This window comes from Pontibacillus marinus BH030004 = DSM 16465, from assembly GCF_000425225.1.
GTDB lineage: Bacteria > Bacillota > Bacilli > Bacillales > BH030062 > Pontibacillus > Pontibacillus marinus.
The window spans coordinates 19,633-37,232 of the sequence record NZ_AULJ01000018.1; the positions used below are offsets into that span (position 1 = coordinate 19,633).

Sequence of the window (17,600 nt, forward strand, 5' to 3'; positions counted from 1 at the left end):
AGGCTCAACCTCCTCCAACAAAATGAACCAGCTCTACCTGATCGCCATTTTGTATCTGTGTATCTGCATGAAGCTTTTGATCGACAATGGCTTGATTCAATTCCACAATGACCTGATTGGATTGCAGATTATAGTGATTTAGTAAATCGCTAATGTGATTAACTGATTGCGGTAAATCGATTTGTTTTCCATTTACTTGAATCGTCATATTACCCATCCTTTCTTATATTCTTGAGCCATTTGATAAGGGTCGTGAGCATCTAGTAATCCCGACATAACAGCAATCCCTTTTGCTCCAGTTCTTCTTATTTCATGCACATTTTGTGGTGTGATCCCACCAATTGCGATGACTGGAATTGAGGTCGCATCCACCACATCTTTTAATGCTTCAACCCCTTTAGGCATTAGCCCCGGCTTTGAGTTCGACGAAAAGATATGACCAAACAACACGTAATCTGCCCCATCGGTCTCAGCCTCTTGTGCTTCCATTACAGAATGTACTGACTTTCCAATTCGAAACTGCGGAAAATGCTTTCGAACCTCTTTTATTCCAATGCTGTGATAGGCTAATTGCACTCCACGAACACCTTCAACAGAGGCTATATCGACCCTGTCATTCACGATGATATTTTCAGAGGGAATCGATTCTTCCTTTAATTTGTTTATGGCACTTGTAATGTCTTGAGCTGAACGATGCTTTTCTCGAATGTGAATAAAGTCAACATAAGGTGCTACCCGCCCTGCGATCTTTGAAAATTCATTCAGATGCATTCTCCCGTTTGATACAAGATGGAATTCCATCAGATGATCTGCCAATCTTTCATCACAGGTTGATATCCTTTGGAATGAAGAAGGTTACGGATTTCGTCAACGGAGCGCTCATCTGATATTTCAAATTGGCTTTGTGTATCATCTGGGTTCGTATAACCACCTACTTCTGTAGAGGAAGCAGCAGACATTTTCGTCACCCCTAAAGGAATGATGTCATCCCGGAAAGCAGGATTTTCACGAGTCGAAATCGTAATCCCTACTCTCGGTAAAAAGATTCTTAAGGCTAGCATGGCTTGAACAAGATTTTTATCCGACACATCCACATTAGGCTGAAAACCACCGGCATTTGGACGGATACGTGGGAAAGACGTACCGATCTCTGTTTCTAAATAGGTATCCTGTAGATATTGCGCATGGAGACCAGAAATAAAGCTTTCCTTCCGCCAGTCATCCAACCCTAATAGCGCCCCAATATTTACAGATCTCATACCAGCTCTACAGCCTCGCTCAGGTGTATCCAAACGATAGCGATAGTCCCGTTTCGGCCCTTTTGTATGAATCTCACGATAAATGTCTTCGTTATAAACCTCTTGATAAACCGTTAATCCATCAATTCCGCTATTTACAAGCTCCTCATAATCCACTTGATCCATCGGTTGAATTTCGATGCCTACAGAGGAAAAATACTTTTTAAGCACGGTCATACACTCTTTTAAGTACTCAACAGATGAGTGCATACGTGATTCTCCAGATAATAAAATAATGTGTTCAATGCCTTTATCTCTTATCGCTTTTGCTTCTTGTTCAACCTCTTCCATTGTTAATCGTTTGCGAGGAAACACATTATCTACACTGAAGCTGCAGTATTTACATGTATTCACACAGTAATCAGATACATATAAGGGTAAGAACAACTGCATGGTCTTACCAAAATGTTGAACCGTTAATTGATGAGCACGCTGGGCCATCTCTTCTAGATAGTCTTCAGCGGCTGGGGAAAGTAAAATCATATAGTCATCTCGTGTCAGGCGATCTTTTTTCAACACCCGTTCAACATCTAGACTTGTAATCTTTGAAAATAGCTCTTGGAACGGAAGGTCTTTCAATTGTTCATACGTGTGATAAAAACTCATGGAATCCTCCTTATGTTGTTAGAAATCCTGTTAATGGTGAAGAAGCATTAGCTTTCTCTGTCGTTGGTCCAAGTCCAGACAGGTAAGCCATACGTCCAGCTTTTACTGCCATATCAAAAGCCTGAGCCATCTGTGCTGGATTCTCAGCTGTAGCTATAGCTGTATTCACAAGCACTGCATCTGCTCCCATTTCCATTGCTTCTGCAGCTTCAGAAGGTTTGCCAATACCAGCATCCACAATAATCGGTAGGTTAATTTCATCGATCATAATTCGAATCATTTCTTTCATTTTGATCCCGCGATTCGATCCGATTGGTGAACCTAATGGCATGATCGCTGCGGCACCGGCTTCCTCCATGCGTTTTGCTGCCATGAGATCAGGGCTCATATAGGGAAGTACGACGAATCCTTCATCTGCCAGTGTTTTGGTTGCTTTAATGGTTTCCTCATTGTCCGGGAGTAAGTATTTATGGTCCGAGATCACTTCAATCTTGATCCAATTTCCCATCCCACTCGCTTTGGCTAATCGCGCAATTCGAATCGCTTCTTCTGCTGTTCTAGCGCCAGATGTATTAGGCATTAAGGTCACGTGCTCAGGAATGTCATTTAAAATATGTTCATCTCTTCCGTTAATATCTACTCGGCGCAAAGCCACCGTCACTACCTGAGATTGAGATGATTCGATCGCCTTTTTCATCTCTTTGTGGTCGGCAAACTTTCCTGTTCCGGTAAAAAGTCGGTTATGGAGACTCACTCCACCAATGTGTAAAAGATCGTTCATGTGTATCATCCTTTCAAAGAATTTAAAAAAGCTCACCTCATTGACTAGAGGTGAGCTTCGATTCTGTACAGCTGTTACATGTTTATCGAAGCTTCCCTCCGTTGGTTTTAACCAATTCAGGTTCAAAGGGTCGGAAACGGATCCTCTCAGCCACCATGTAGCTCCCCTAGCTTTTTTATGAAGTTGTTTGTTCTTTTTTATTCCATGACTCTAATGTATATGCCATTTCCCAAAACTTTAATTCATACTGACTGCTTATGAGAAATGTTTCTTTCATGGCTTGTCGTTGCTTTGGAGTACTTTTTTCTGCCAATTGATCAAGGCGATTAATTTGTTCTTCAACTAACGACTTAAACCACTCACTTCCATACGTATTGATCCATTCTTCATAAATCGCTACGCCTGGTGTATAATCCTTGAAGCGTTGACCAATCTCGTAGTACAGCCAGTAACAAGGTAAAAGGGAGGATATGATCATCCCCAAATCACCTAATAGGGCAGAGCGGTAAAGGTGTGATGTGTAAGCATATGCAGTAGGAGATGGTTGAAATACGTTCTTTTCCTCTTCTGTAATGCCCAGTTCCTTAGCAAACGTCTCATGCAGTCCCAGCTCAGCTTGATAGGTCCCTTGTGCATGAGCGGCTAAACGACTAGTCGTCTCCAAGTCCTCAGCTTTTGCCCCTGCAAAAGACTGAACACGAGCAAAGTGACTCAGATAATAGGAATCTTGTAAAACGTAGTAACGAAATTGATCAAACGATAAAGTCCCTTCTGTAAGTTCTTGAATAAAAGGATGGTGAAAACTCTCTTCCCAAATCGAATCAGCTTCTTTACGACACTCTTGTGTAAAAGACATGCCTTTTCCTCCTTATTATTCTTATGCTTTCTTCCCAATACGAAAAGCGCAAGCGACCGCTTAGCAACGAAGGGACTGGACTGAGCCCGTAGTACGATAAAGGAAACACGGTGAGTGAAACGAATCGATGTTGACTTATCGTACGGAGGCGAGGGAAGTCCATTCGTTGCTGGGAGCTGGAGCTAGACATCTATGAGCTTATAAATTACGAAAAAAACCGCTTCTGACGTATCAGAAGCGGTTATGTATAGACGAGTCACATTGTTATAGCTGTCATGTGTCGCACACAACCACTTCCCTACGCTAGTTCAAGCTAGATCAGGTTCAAAGGGTCGAGACATAACGCCTCTCTCAGCTTACGCACCCCTAGTGTAAAGAAATATAAGATTGATATTTTTTACATATTCATCATATCTAAAAGAATCCTAAAGTTCAACAGCATCCTCTAAATTTGCTATTCGAAGAAACTGTTCTGCAATTACACTCGCTTCATAACCAACATAAAAAATCCATTCCCTTAAAAAGAAAGGAACTCTGGTTTCAAGGCTTTTGTAAGCAGAAGTTTGGGTTGGAGCAGCATGCACGTCCATATTACGATCCTTCGCCATGGCCATCGCACGTTTCATATGAAGAGGATCACTGACAAGTCTATAAGTCTCAAAACCTTTCTTCTTCCCTAATTTCTTAGCCTCATCTAGATTTTGCTCCGTGATCTCTGAAGCCGTTTCAATCGATATATCCTTTTTCGACACACCATTACGAACAGCATACATCTTAGCTACTTCAGATTCTGCATACTGTGCACCATCTCCTTTTCCTCCAGTAAAAATAAGATGATCAACTTTATTATTTTCATAGAGTTTAAGAGCATGATTGATTCTTTCTTGAAAAACTGGAGATGGCTTATCGTAATAAGCAGCTGCACCTAAAACAATCGCTGCATCCGTTTTTTCATGATAATCATTCCCTGTAAATGTCCATATCGAGTAACCTGCATATCCTACATAAACCAATACGAGTAAGAGGAGGAGTTGCAGCAATTTTTTCATTAAAACAGCCCCTTTTTTCGTGCTCCCTATCCTATTATAAATACCCTTTTTATAAAAGAAAAACCTCCCCAACTCAGAGAGTCAGGAAGGTTGGCATTAGCGACGGGCAAAATCAACAAATCGGAATTTATCAGGTCGGTGTCTAGATTCTGTAAATTGAAAAAGCGTCGCATCATTTAAATACACGTAGTTTTTAATAACCACAATCGTTGTGAATCCCTCTAAATCAAGTAAGTTACGGTCTTCTTCAGTTGGGTCCTCTGCCGTAATTTCTTTTTTAGCAAATGAAATGTTTAACCCTAGCTCACCTTCAAGATAGGCATAGATGGAATCTTCACAAATCTCCTTCGTCAGCTTAGGAACTTGCTCATAAAGAATATAGTCTTTATCCAAAATGACATCACTTCCGCCCAAGTTACGAATGCGGGACACATGCCACACAAGGTTATTCTCATCAAGATTCAAAGCTTGTTGCACCACTTCTTTTGGATGAGACAAAGACAATTCGTGAACTGTTGTTTTAGGCTTCTCTCCCATCGAATCAGCTAGTTCTTTAAAACTCACCAACCCCGATACAGGAAAATCAAATTTATTTTGATCTAAAACAACGGACCCTTTCCCTCGAACCTTTTGGATAAATCCATTTTGAGAAAGCAGGTTCAATGCCTTACGAATCGTTTCCCTTGAAGTCTGGTAAAGATCAGCTAATTCATTCTCAGAAGGGAGCGTTGATTGAGCTGGGTACTCTCCATTTTTGATCGATTCTACAAGCTCATGATATATGGTTAAAAACTTGTTCTGTTTCACACTCATCACTCTTTTACTTCGTTAAATAATAGACGATGGACTCATACGGACGCAACGAGATGGATTTGAATTCTTCTGAAGAATCCTCATAGTTTGAAATAAGAATCTCGGATTTCATGCCATCTACATCTACGTGATCAGGTAAGGTGAATTGTGTTTCAGTACCATAGAAGTTATTGATCACAAGTAACTTCTCACCATCCCCATTTCTTACATAAGAAAAGATGGAGTCATGGTCGTCCAGAATGAGTTCGTAATCTCCTGTTGTCATGATATCATATTTTTTACGAAGTTGAATGAGCTTTTGATAATGATAAAAAGCTGAATCAGGATCTTCTAATGCGTTTTGAGCGTTTACTTCATCCGCATTTGCAGCTACAGGAATCCATGGTGTGCTTGATGTAAATCCAGCATGTTTCTGGTTATTCCACTGCATTGGTGTACGGGAGTTATCACGAGACTTCTGTTTTAAAATCTCCAGAATTTCTTCTTCAGACTTTCCTTCTTTCTTCATGATATCGTACATGTTCAAGGATTCAACGTCACGATAGTCGCCGATACGATTGAACTTAGGATTTGTCATTCCAAACTCTTCACCTTGATAAATATAAGGCGTACCGCGCATCATGTGAATCGTTGTTGCTAACATTTTAGCGGACTCTTTTGGATAATTTTCATCGTCACCAAAACGAGATACAACACGTGGCTGGTCGTGGTTACACCAGAATAAAGCATTCCAACCTCCGCCTTGTTGCATACCTACTTGCCATTCTGTTAGAACGTCTTTCAGCTGTTGAAAATCAAAATCTGCTTTCACCCATTTTTCACCGTTCGGATAGTCAACTTTTAGATGGTGGAAGCTAAAGGTTTGGTCTAATTCCTGACGCTCAGGGTGTGTGTATTTTACACAGTCTTCAATTGTCGTTGAAGACATTTCGCCAACCGTCATCATTTTATATTGAGAAAATACATTCTGATTCATTTCGTGCATGAACTCATGAACACGTGGTCCATCTGTATAGAACTTACGCCCATCCCCTGTATAGTCGTTCGGGAATGCCTGATCTTTTGAGATTAGGTTAATAACATCAAGACGGAAACCATCAACGCCTTTTTGCAACCAAAAGTGCATCATGTCATATACACTTTTACGAACAGCTTCATTTTCCCAGTTTAAATCAGCCTGTGTTACATCAAATAAGTGTAAATAATATTGTCCTGTTTCAGCGTCATATGCCCATGCATTTCCGCCGAATTTGGATTGCCAGTTCGTCGGTTCTTGACCATCAACTGGATCTTTCCAAATGTAATAGTCACGATAAGGATTGTCTTTAGATTTCTTGGATTCTTGGAACCATTCATGCTCTGTGGAGGTGTGGTTTACAACGATATCCATGATGATCTTGATGTCCCGTTTGTGAGCTTCTTCTAAAAGCTCATCAAAATCTTCCATTGTTCCATACTCTTCGTGGATATCGAAGTAATCACTAATATCGTAGCCATTATCTCGTTGAGGAGATTTATAAATTGGAGTGAGCCATACAACATCCACACCAAGTTCATTTAAATAATCGAGCTTTTGAATAATTCCTTGGATATCTCCAGTCCCGTTTCCTGTTGTATCATTAAAGCTCTTCGGATAGATTTGATAAACGACTGATTGTTTCCACCATGGTTGTTGTGTCATGTTAGCACCGTCCTTTTGATGTATGTGGGTTTTGTTAACCATGTAAAATCTATGACAGACCAAATAGCAACCATGGGGTGCACGGTTGCTATCCGTCTATCGATATTATATTTTTTTCTGTTTTGCAATAAGGAATGTAGCAATAAATGGTAAAGCCAGTACTATCGCCATACCAACTAGGAACCAAAGCCAGTCTTGCGGCAAGATGGAGAAGATTCCTGGTACACCACCTACTCCGATGGATGAAGCTTGTACGTTCATAATTGTGATCACAGTAGCTGCAATCGCAGAGGATACAAGCGCTACAACGAATGGGAACTTATAGCGTAAGTTAACACCAAATAGAGCAGGCTCTGTAATTCCAAGGTAAGCAGATACCCCTGAAGAACCAGATAGTCCTTTAAGGTTCTCATCTTTTGTAGCTACCATTACGCCTAATGCTGCTGAACCTTGTGAAATGTTAGATAACGCAAGAATTGGCCATAAGAATGTTGTACCTGTGTTACCGATTAGCTGAATATCAACTGCTAAGAACGTATGGTGCATTCCCGTTACAACAAGTAATGGGTAAAGAGCACCGTAAATTAAACCACCTAGTGCTGCGAACTGATCGAATACGGCAACTAGACCATCTGTGATTAAGTTACCAAGACCAAACATAAGGGGTCCAATTGCAATAAATGTTAGGAAACCTGTTACAAGTAAAGCAATAGGTCCAACGAATAAAAGCTGAATAGAATCTGGAATACGATTACGTAGGAATATATCAATTTTCGCTAATACATAAGATGCTAATAATACAGGAAGAACCTGTCCTTGATAACCGATTTTTTCAATTGTTAAGCCAAATAAGTCCCATGTTGGAACGGAATTGTTTTTTACAGCTTCACCATAAGCCCAAGCATTTAGTAGGTCAGGGTGAACGAGCATAAGTCCAAGTACAATACCAAGTAATGGATTACCACCGAACTTCTTAACAGCCGACCAACCAATGAGTCCTGGTAAGAATACGAATGCCGTATTGGCTATAAGGTTGATCATATTCGCAAGGTCAGCCCATTGCGGATAAACCTCTATTAATGATTTTTCATCAAAGAAAATTCCTGTACCACCGAGGATGTTGTAAATCCCCATAAGTAAACCTGCTGTTACGATTGCCGGAAGGATCGGAATGAAAATATCTGCTAATGTTTTAATTGCTTTTTGAAGCGGATTCATTTTTTCAGCTGAAGCGCTTTTCACATCATCTTTAGATGCCTCTCCAACGCCTAGTGCTGTCATCTCTTTATATACTTTGTCTACGGTACCTTGTCCAATAACAATTTGGAACTGTCCATTTGTAGAGAATGAACCTTTAACCGACTCTAGCTTCTCGAGCTCTTCTTGATTTACTTTGCTCTCATCATGTAATGATAAACGTAAACGAGTTACACAATGTGTGGCCGCAGCTATATTTTCCTGACCACCAATTGCATCTAAAATACCCTTCGCCTCTTTTTTCAAGTTCATGATGTAACCTCCCTCAAACTCTCTCTGTGTATGAAATAAAGCGTTTTCTTAATAACTTGTATATACATCATATCTTATATTAAAAGATTTGTATATACATCTTCATATTTTCCGAAAATTTTTTAAATATCGGTGTAAATTATTGGCTGAAACAGGGCAATATTAAAGATCTTATACCCTTTCATATCATCTCTCGAAACAATCTTATTATGGTTTCAGTATCCCCTAAATAAGTGAAGTCATGAATGTATGATTAAAATCACATTGTGAGAACTTAGTAATAGAGTATTTCGACAATACCTGATCTGTTTCGAGTTGATTAAGGTACGTGATATAATATGATGAAAGAATAATACAATCCTACGGAGGTAACATGCTTACATTTGAAGAAAAGCTTGCTATAATTGAGTCTTTTCCTGAGCTTACACGCAACGACGTATCCCTTGGTCGCGTGAATTTTCAGTTTGAAGACAGTGTCTATGATAAGAAAAACGTGGTTTACCGATTGCATCCAAATGGAAACGGATATGTTTATGTAGAGTTGATTGACGATGAGGATTATGATGTTGATGATAAAGGTATGGTCAACATTCGTAATTATAGTGAAGAAGAACTTCGCAAAGTTGTCCGAAAATCCATTGATTCTTTAGCTACGTTAGATGAGGAAGACGATGAAGAATATGGTGAAGAAACATGGATGAATGATGAAGGTCACATTCTAACCCTTGTTTTCGATTATGATTTATGGAACATTTACGCTGGCGAAATGCTAGATAGTGCGTTCCCTACCTATAATGAAGCTGTGGACTTTTTGGATCAAGAGGGATTTAAAAGGATTAGAAGAGGCTAAAAAAAGCTGGACTACTCATTGATAGAGTGAGTCCAGCTTTTTTGTATTAACGTCTTGTATATAAAATAATAGCTACAATCATTAAACCTAACCCGGCCAGCCGATTCCAATCGAGCGGAATTTGCTTCATTCCAAGCCAACCAAAATGATCGATCAGAGAACTCATTGTTAATTGAGCTACGATGACTGTAAATAGTGCTGCCCCGACGCCTACTCGAGGAACTGCAAGGACCATGGAAGATACAAAGAATGAACCTAACACCCCTCCAAGTAACTGCCACTTCGGAACTTGAAAGGCATCCACGATATTGCCACGTCCAAAGAATAACATAATTAAAAATAAGGTCACTGTTCCAACTAAAAAGGAGACAAAAGCTCCTTCGAATACACCAATTTTTTGTCCTAGATTTCCATTGATTGCGGACTGTATCGCTACAGCTAATCCACCACAGAAAACCAGGATCATCATAATCCAGTTCATGGTTTTGTCCCCCTGATCATTTCACACAAATTATTGGAAATTATAACACTGCACAGAGGAAAAGCCAATTGTTTTGGATTGTGTGGTATGGGGGCTCCTGCTTTCAGGCGATCTTATGGCATTTTCGGGCGCTGCGGTACGGGATGCAGGCGGGGGAAACTCGTTTGCGAGCGCTCCAGGACGAAATGCGAGCGGCTCGAACTCGTTTGCGGGCGCTCCGGTACAAAATGCGGGCGGGTCATCCTCATTTGCGATCGCCCCCCTTCAAATACGAGCGCTCCGGCACCAAATGCGAGCGCCTAAACCTCATTTGCGAGTGCACCACCCTCATTGCGATTCAAGACCACAAAAAAACAGCCCACTCAAAAGAGTGGACTGCCTAACTAAGCACTTAACAAACTTACTTATTCAAGTTGTAAAATGCTTTATTACCAGCGTATACAGCTGTACCAGCTAGGATGTCTTCGATGCGTAGAAGTTGGTTGTACTTCGCTACGCGGTCTGTACGAGATGGTGCACCTGTTTTGATTTGACCAGCGTTTGTTGCAACAGCGATGTCAGCGATTGTTGCGTCTTCTGTTTCACCAGAACGGTGAGAGATAACTGCTGTGTAACCAGCTTCTTTCGCCATTTCGATCGCTTGGAATGTTTCTGTAAGTGTACCGATTTGGTTCACTTTGATAAGGATTGAGTTACCTACGCCTTGCTCGATTGCACGGCTAAGTTTTTCTGTGTTTGTAACGAATAGGTCATCACCTACGATTTGAACACGGTCGCCGATGCGGTCTGTAAGAAGTTTTGTACCTTCCCAGTCGTTCTCGTCTAGGCCGTCTTCAATCGATACGATTGGATACTTGTTGATTAGCTCTTCGTACCAGTCAACCATTTCTTCAGCTGTGCGTGTAACGCCTTCGCCTTTAAGGTTGTACTTACCGTCTTCGTAGATTTCAGAAGATGCAACGTCCATCGCAAGCTTCACTTCTTCGCCTGGCTTGTAACCAGCCGCTTCGATCGCTTCGATGATTGTAGATAGAGCTTCTTCGTTAGACTGTAGGTCAGGAGCGAATCCGCCTTCGTCACCTACGCCCGTGTTATAGCCTTTATTCTTAAGAACTTTCTTAAGAGCGTGGAATACTTCTGCACCCATGCGTAGACCTTCTTTGAATGAAGGAGCGCCTACTGGCATGATCATGAATTCTTGAATATCAACGTTGTTGTCAGCGTGCTCGCCACCGTTAAGAATGTTCATCATTGGTGTTGGAAGCTTCTTAGCGTTGAATCCACCAAGATATTGGTATAGAGGCATGCCAACAAAGTCAGCAGCTGCGTGTGCAACAGCCATGGATACACCAAGGATTGCGTTCGCACCTAGGTTTCCTTTGTTCTCTGTACCATCAAGCTCTCGCATAACTTCATCGATGATAACTTGACGCGTTACATCGAAACCAAGAAGTTCTGGAGCGATTTTTTCGTTTACGTTGTCTACAGCTTGCGTTACGCCTTTTCCAAGGTAACGGTCTTTGTCACCGTCGCGTAGTTCTACTGCTTCATATTCACCTGTAGATGCACCACTTGGTACAAGTGCTGTACCGTAAGCGCCTGATTCTGTATATACTTCAACTTCAACTGTTGGGTTACCACGAGAGTCTAATACTTCACGTGCGTATACGTCTGTAATATATGGCATAGTTGTTTCTCTCCTTTTTTATCGAAATTAAGATTAGCAAAAGGTCGTGCACTACCTTTTGAAAACAATTCTATTGATTCTTTTTAATCAGTGATTCACCTGTCATTTCAGCAGGTTGTTCAACGTTTAATAAATCTAATAGTGTAGGTGAAAGGTCACCTAAAATACCGCCATCACGAAGCTCGACGCCTTCCTTTGTTACGATAACAGGGACAGGGTTCGTCGTATGAGCCGTTTGTGGCTTTCCTTCATCCGTGATCATGACATCCGCATTACCATGGTCTGCTGTGATGATCGCATGGCCACCTTTGTCGGAAATTTTATCGATGATTTTGCCTAAGCACTCATCTACGGCTTCAATCGCTTTGATTGTTGGCTCCATCATTCCACTGTGACCAACCATATCAGGGTTAGCGAAGTTTAGAATGATTGCGTTGTGCTTGTCTGCATCTAATTCACCTAAAAGAGCATCTGTTACTTCATACACGCTCATTTCTGGCTGTAAGTCATACGTTGCAACTTTTGGAGAATCAATTAGAATGCGTTCTTCGCCTTCGAATTCTGCTTCACGTCCACCGCTCATAAAGAATGTTACGTGTGGATATTTTTCAGTTTCTGCAATGCGAAGTTGTTTCATATTGTTTTGCGCTAAAACTTCTCCGACTGTGTTATCCAAGTTAACCGGCTTGTATGCTACATAACCATTAACCGTTTCACTAAAGTTCGTAAGCATAACGAAGTGAACATTTTTCGGCGCCTTCTCCCCACGATCAAATTCGCGGAAATCTTCGTTTGCAAACGTGCGTGAAATTTGGATCGCACGGTCAGGACGGAAGTTGTAGAAAATAATCGCGTCTTCGTCTTCAACAGTAGCGCGAGGCTCACCGTTTTCATCTGTCAAAACAGATGGAAGAACGAATTCGTCATAGATATCATTCGCATAGTTATCGTCCACTACTTCAAGTGGGTCCTGATAGCTTGGACCTTCCCCATAAACCATAGCGCGGTACGCCTTCTCTACACGATCCCATCGTTTGTCACGGTCCATGGAATAATAGCGGCCTGATACTGTAGCAAGTTCACCTACACCAAGCTCATCCATTTTATCCTGAAGGGCTTTGATATACTTTTTCGCTGACTTTTGGCCAACGTCACGGCCATCTAAGAAACCATGAACATATACCTTCTCAAGACCACGTTTAGCAGCCATTTCAAGAAGTGCATATAGGTGTTCAATATGACTGTGAATACCACCGTCAGATAAAAGACCAAATAAGTGTAAGGCTTTGTTGTTCTTTTTTGCATGTTCCATCGCATCAATGAAAGTATCTTTTTCAAAGAAGTCTCCCTCGCGAATGGACATGTTCACACGAGTCAAGCTCTGGTACACAATGCGACCAGCACCGATGTTTAAGTGACCAACCTCAGAGTTCCCCATTTGGCCTTCTGGAAGACCAACAGCTTCTCCTTTTGCGGTTAGCTGTGAATGAGGATACTGATTCCAAAAGCGGTCAAAATTCGGCGTGTTTGCTTGCTTTACGGCATTTCCAATCTCATTATCCTCTAGGCCAAAACCATCTAGGATAATTAACGCGGCTAAACGGTTGTCACTCATTTTGTACCTGCCTCCACTAACGCTAAGAAAGAGTCAGTTTTTAAGCTTGCACCGCCTACTAGAGCGCCATCAATGTCGGACTGACCTAACATTTCATCAACGTTCGCAGGCTTCACGCTACCACCGTACTGGATGCGAACAGCTTGAGCTGCTTCATCACCAGCAAATGCTTTTACAACGTTACGGATGTGTGTACACATTGCATTTGCATCTTCTGCTGTAGCTGTTTTACCTGTGCCGATTGCCCAGATAGGCTCGTAAGCAATAATCACGTCTTGAACCTGTTCGTTTGTTAAGTCTTTAAGAGCTTTTTTAACCTGGTCTTCAACGATTGTTTCAGCCTGGTTGTTTTCGCGCTGCTCATCAGACTCACCAACACATACGATTGGTACAAGATTGTGTTTGAAAGCTGCATGGACTTTTTGATTAACAGACTCATCTGTTTCGCCAAAAAGCTCACGACGTTCAGAGTGTCCAAGTACAACGTATTCAACGCCAATGTCTTTTAACATTTCAGGACTAACTTCGCCTGTGAATGCGCCGCTTTCTTCAGCGTGCATATTTTGAGCACCGATCTTTAAGTCAGTACCTTTTGCTTTTTCAACAAGTGCATGAAGGTGCGTGAAAGGTGCTACCACTACGGATTCAACCTTTTCACTTGATGGAACAGATTCTTTTACATCTTCAACGAATTGCTCCGCTTCACCTACAAGCTTATTCATTTTCCAGTTACCTGCAATCACTTTTTTACGCATAGATGTCTCGCTCCTTTACTTGTCGTTTAGGGCTACAACGCCTGGAAGATCTTTACCTTCCATGAACTCTAATGACGCACCGCCACCTGTGGAAATGTGGTCCATTTGATCAGCATAACCGAATTTTTCAACTGCTGCTGCAGAGTCGCCTCCGCCAATCACAGTATAACCTTTTGTTTGGCCAAGTGCTTCAGCTACGCCTTTCGTTCCTTTGGCGAATGTTTCAAGTTCAAACACACCCATTGGACCGTTCCAGATAACAAGTTTGGAATCTTTTACGATATCCGCGTACTTTTCAATCGTTTTCGGTCCGATATCCATTGCTTCCCAATCTGCTGGAATGCTGTCGATATCCACAATTTGAGTGTTTGCATCGTTTGAGAAGTCGTCTCCTACCACTACGTCTAATGGCATGTGGAATTTAACGCCTTTCTCTTCTGCTTTTTTCATATATTCTTTCGCTACATCAATCTTATCTTCTTCTAAAAGAGACTTTCCGATTTCATAGCCTTGTGCTTTTACGAATGTGTAAGCTAGGCCACCACCAATGATGAGGTGATCAACTTTATCAATTAGATTATCGATAACGCCGATTTTATCCTTAACTTTCGCTCCGCCAATAATAGCTGTGAATGGGCGTTCAGGATCTTTTAAGGCCTTCCCAAGTACACGTAGTTCTTTTTCCATCAAGTGTCCTGCTACTGCTGGGATATGATGTGCAATGCCTTCAGTAGATGCATGCGCACGGTGAGCTGCACCAAATGCGTCGTTCACATATACATCAGCTAGGTTTGCAAATTCTTTCGCAAGGTCTGCATCGTTTTTCTCTTCACCAGCATAGAAACGTACGTTTTCTAGAAGTAAAATTTCACCTTCACCTAGGTCGGAAAGGGCTTTATTAACTTCAGGACCGTATGCTTCATCTGTTTTCGTTACTTCTTTTTGAAGCAGGTCACTTAAACGTTTCGCAACTGGATCAAGACGAAGCTCTTCAACAACTTCACCTTTTGGACGGCCTAAGTGGCTCGCAAGGATAACTTTAGCACCTTTGTGAGCAAGGTACTGGATTGTTGGCAAGGCAGCACGAATTCTTGTGTCATCCGTTACTTCACCTTCTGACATAGGTACGTTGAAATCAACGCGGCAAAAAACCGTTTTTCCATTAACATCGATGTCTTGAATGGTTTTTTTCTCATTTACGTTCATGGGATGGACCTCCTTTGTTCAATGTCTAGCTAGCACCAACTACTTGGCTGCTTGGGCTATTGGGTTAATCCTCGCCCCTGTATGTACGTTCCCTCTTAGAAGATTGGGACAAACGTGTTCTATTGTTTGTGATGAAGAAACGATCTATCCAGACTAGCCTTTTGGTAAAAATATGGTGTACTTCCATTCTTTACAGTCGCTTTTCATACAAACATCGCAAAGGAGGAGGCTAGTCTCCCCCACGCTTTGCGATGAACACCTATACATATATACGGTTAACAGGGGTTATTTTCCTTCCGTTGGGAAGATAAAATTTATCTATCTTATAGTCCTTTGCTATTAAGGTAAACAGCTAGGTCTACACAACGGTTGGAATAACCTGTTTCGTTGTCATACCAAGAAACAATCTTAACCATGTTGTCTTCCATTACTAGTGTAGAAGCAGCATCGATTGTAGAAGAAGCAGTGTTACCATTGTAGTCGCTTGATACAAGCTCTTCTTCGCTGTAACCAAGGATCCCTTTAAGTTCACCTTCAGCTGCTTCTTTAAGAGCTGCGTTTACGTCTTCTGCAGAAACGTTAGCGTCAAGCTCAGCTACAAGGTCTACTAGAGAAACGTTCTTAGTAGGAACGCGCATAGCCATACCAGAAAGCTTACCTTCAAGTTCAGGAAGTACTTTCGCTACAGCTTGTGCTGCACCTGTAGTTGTTGGGATGATGTTTTCAGCTGCTGCACGCGCACGACGGTAGTCCTTGTGAGGTAGGTCAAGGATTTGCTGGTCGTTTGTGTAAGCGTGAACTGTTGTCATCATACCGCGCTTAAGACCGAATTTATCGTTAAGAACCTTAGCATACGGAGCTAAGCAGTTTGTTGTACAAGATGCGTTTGAGATAACGTGGTGGCTATCTTTGTCGTAACTGTCTTCGTTAACACCCATAACAACTGTTAGGTCTTCACCTTTAGCAGGAGCAGAAATGATAACTTTCTTCGCACCAGCGTCAATGTGTTTCTTAGCATCGTCACGCTGAGTGAAACGACCAGTAGATTCGATTACGATATCTACACCAAGATCTCCCCAACCTAAGTTTGCAGGGTCACGCTCAGAAAGTACTTTAAGTTCTTTACCACCGATTACAAGGTTGTCACCATTTACAGTAACTTCTTCTTCAAATTTACCATGTACAGTGTCGTATTGAAGTAGGTGTGCAAGCATGTTTGCATCTGTTAAGTCGTTAACTGCAACTACTTCTACTTCGTCGTTGTTCCAAGCTGCGCGGAATACGTTACGTCCGATACGTCCGAAACCGTTAATACCAATTCTGATTGCCATGAAAAATTCCTCCTTAAGGTATCTATCCTTAATGTTTTTATCTAAAGGGAAGTACCCTTTATTAACTCTCTTGCTGCACCCTCATCGGTAATGAGTACATTGGATTGTCCCTGTTTAAAGTAGGAGTCAATCGCTTCCGCTTTTGATTTGCCACCGGCCACAGCCATAACACAATTAGTATGGTTTAAATCTTCCAATTGGATTCCTACTGTGCGCACTTTGTGAACAATTTCTCCTTCTTTATTAAAGTAATACCCGAAAGCTTCACCAACAGCATCTCCTTCTTGAATAGTTTTCATAACGGATTGAGGTGTCTTTCTTCTTTCAGCCATAGTCATGGCATCTCCAATTCCGTGTACGATTAGATCAGAGCTACGAATTAACTCTAGTACCTCACGTACAGAAGGTTCACCGATGATGGTGTGATACGATTCTTCGCTTAGCGGATCAGGAACATACAACAAACGATATTTCCCATTTGCTTTTTTCGCCATTTCAGCACAAATGGTATTAGCTTGATTTTCCACTTGTTCTCCTAATCCGCCTCGGGCTGGGACAAACAAGCAATTTTGCGCTTGTTCTAAAGGGGTCATCATTTCAGCTACGGCTGCGATTGTACCGCCTCCGGTTACGGCTACGGTGTTATTCGGTTTTAAGACTTCCTTCATATACCGAACACACGCCTTGCCCATTTCCTCTTTTACCCATGAGAGTTCATCGCTATTCCCTGGAACGACCACTACATGATTGATATTCAACTTTTTCTTTACTTGATCTTCTAGATTGGAGATCCCTTTCAGCTCTTTCATAAATTCTTCGAGCTGCAGGAGAACTTGTCTGCCTTCTGAGGTAAGGTGCATGCCTCTTGTTGTAATCTCGATCAGGCTTTGCTCCTGAAGAAAATCAATCTCAGATCGAACCGTACGTTCAGCCATGGCCAAATTATCAGCAAGACTGCGACGTCCAATCGGCTCCATTTGTCGAATGATCTGTAGAATCTCATAACGACGCTGCATAATATCCAGCAAATCGGGGAATAGTTTACTCTGTAAGTCAATTAACGCCCTCATGGAAAAGCTCCT

Annotated in this window: 17 protein-coding genes and 2 riboswitches; of the genes, 1 reads left to right on the plus strand and 16 read right to left on the minus strand. The window is 41.6% G+C overall.

What is annotated here, in order from left to right:
- Positions 1 to 4 precede the first annotated feature (4 nt).
- From thiS to treP, 9 genes are all read right to left on the minus strand, one after another.
- A complete protein-coding gene (thiS, locus tag H514_RS0104075) occupies positions 5 to 208 on the minus strand; it encodes a sulfur carrier protein ThiS (RefSeq protein WP_027445804.1) in 204 nt (67 codons plus the stop codon).
- On the minus strand, positions 205 to 801 hold the full coding sequence (gene tenI / locus H514_RS0104080) for a thiazole tautomerase TenI (protein ID WP_036842357.1): 597 nt from the start codon (positions 799 to 801) through the stop codon (positions 205 to 207). The genes thiS and tenI overlap by 4 nt, the downstream gene beginning before the upstream one ends.
- Positions 801 to 1,904: a 2-iminoacetate synthase ThiH gene (gene thiH / locus H514_RS0104085; protein ID WP_027445806.1), complete on the minus strand. Its 1,104-nt coding sequence runs from the start codon at positions 1,902 to 1,904 to the stop codon at positions 801 to 803. The genes tenI and thiH overlap by 1 nt, the downstream gene beginning before the upstream one ends.
- 10 nt (positions 1,905 to 1,914) lie before the next feature.
- On the minus strand, positions 1,915 to 2,685 hold the full coding sequence (locus H514_RS0104090; protein ID WP_027445807.1) for a thiazole synthase: 771 nt from the start codon (positions 2,683 to 2,685) through the stop codon (positions 1,915 to 1,917).
- Positions 2,686 to 2,761: 76 nt separating this feature from the next.
- Positions 2,762 to 2,863, minus strand: a riboswitch (TPP riboswitch).
- Positions 2,861 to 3,541: a thiaminase II gene (gene tenA, locus H514_RS0104095; protein ID WP_027445808.1), complete on the minus strand. Its 681-nt coding sequence runs from the start codon at positions 3,539 to 3,541 to the stop codon at positions 2,861 to 2,863. Its footprint overlaps the riboswitch before it by 3 nt.
- 278 nt (positions 3,542 to 3,819) lie before the next feature.
- Positions 3,820 to 3,919: riboswitch (TPP riboswitch) on the minus strand.
- 47 nt (positions 3,920 to 3,966) lie between these two features.
- Entirely contained in the window at positions 3,967 to 4,590 is a 624-nt protein-coding gene (locus H514_RS22475; RefSeq protein ID WP_051255025.1) for a YdcF family protein, read from the minus strand.
- A 96-nt stretch (positions 4,591 to 4,686) separates the two neighbouring features.
- Complete coding sequence (gene treR / locus H514_RS0104105; protein ID WP_324604029.1) at positions 4,687 to 5,397, minus strand: trehalose operon repressor; 711 nt, start codon at positions 5,395 to 5,397, stop codon at positions 4,687 to 4,689.
- 13 nt (positions 5,398 to 5,410) lie between these two features.
- Complete coding sequence (gene treC / locus H514_RS0104110; RefSeq protein ID WP_027445810.1) at positions 5,411 to 7,084, minus strand: alpha,alpha-phosphotrehalase; 1,674 nt, start codon at positions 7,082 to 7,084, stop codon at positions 5,411 to 5,413.
- A 105-nt stretch (positions 7,085 to 7,189) separates the two neighbouring features.
- Positions 7,190 to 8,593, minus strand: coding sequence for a PTS system trehalose-specific EIIBC component (gene treP, locus H514_RS0104115; RefSeq protein ID WP_036842360.1), 1,404 nt, complete (start codon positions 8,591 to 8,593; stop codon positions 7,190 to 7,192).
- Between the two features lie 373 nt (positions 8,594 to 8,966).
- Between treP and H514_RS0104120 the strand changes: the two genes are divergently transcribed.
- Positions 8,967 to 9,443, plus strand: a complete 477-nt coding sequence (locus H514_RS0104120) for a hypothetical protein (RefSeq protein ID WP_027445812.1) — start codon at positions 8,967 to 8,969, stop codon at positions 9,441 to 9,443.
- Between the two features lie 46 nt (positions 9,444 to 9,489).
- Here the strand turns inward: H514_RS0104120 and H514_RS0104125 are convergent, their stop codons facing one another.
- The 7 genes from H514_RS0104125 to H514_RS0104155 form a co-directional block, all read right to left on the minus strand.
- A complete protein-coding gene (locus H514_RS0104125) occupies positions 9,490 to 9,924 on the minus strand; it encodes a DMT family transporter (RefSeq protein WP_027445813.1) in 435 nt (144 codons plus the stop codon).
- 400 nt (positions 9,925 to 10,324) lie between these two features.
- A complete protein-coding gene (eno, locus tag H514_RS0104130; protein ID WP_027445814.1) occupies positions 10,325 to 11,611 on the minus strand; it encodes a phosphopyruvate hydratase in 1,287 nt (428 codons plus the stop codon).
- Between the two features lie 70 nt (positions 11,612 to 11,681).
- A complete protein-coding gene (gene gpmI / locus H514_RS0104135; RefSeq protein WP_027445815.1) occupies positions 11,682 to 13,226 on the minus strand; it encodes a 2,3-bisphosphoglycerate-independent phosphoglycerate mutase in 1,545 nt (514 codons plus the stop codon).
- Complete coding sequence (gene tpiA / locus H514_RS0104140) at positions 13,223 to 13,981, minus strand: triose-phosphate isomerase (protein WP_027445816.1); 759 nt, start codon at positions 13,979 to 13,981, stop codon at positions 13,223 to 13,225. The genes gpmI and tpiA overlap by 4 nt, the downstream gene beginning before the upstream one ends.
- 15 nt (positions 13,982 to 13,996) lie before the next feature.
- On the minus strand, positions 13,997 to 15,187 hold the full coding sequence (locus H514_RS0104145; RefSeq protein WP_027445817.1) for a phosphoglycerate kinase: 1,191 nt from the start codon (positions 15,185 to 15,187) through the stop codon (positions 13,997 to 13,999).
- 323 nt (positions 15,188 to 15,510) lie between these two features.
- Positions 15,511 to 16,518, minus strand: a complete 1,008-nt coding sequence (gap, locus tag H514_RS0104150) for a type I glyceraldehyde-3-phosphate dehydrogenase (RefSeq protein WP_027445818.1) — start codon at positions 16,516 to 16,518, stop codon at positions 15,511 to 15,513.
- Between the two features lie 41 nt (positions 16,519 to 16,559).
- A complete protein-coding gene (locus tag H514_RS0104155; protein WP_027445819.1) occupies positions 16,560 to 17,588 on the minus strand; it encodes a sugar-binding transcriptional regulator in 1,029 nt (342 codons plus the stop codon).
- Positions 17,589 to 17,600 lie beyond the last annotated feature (12 nt).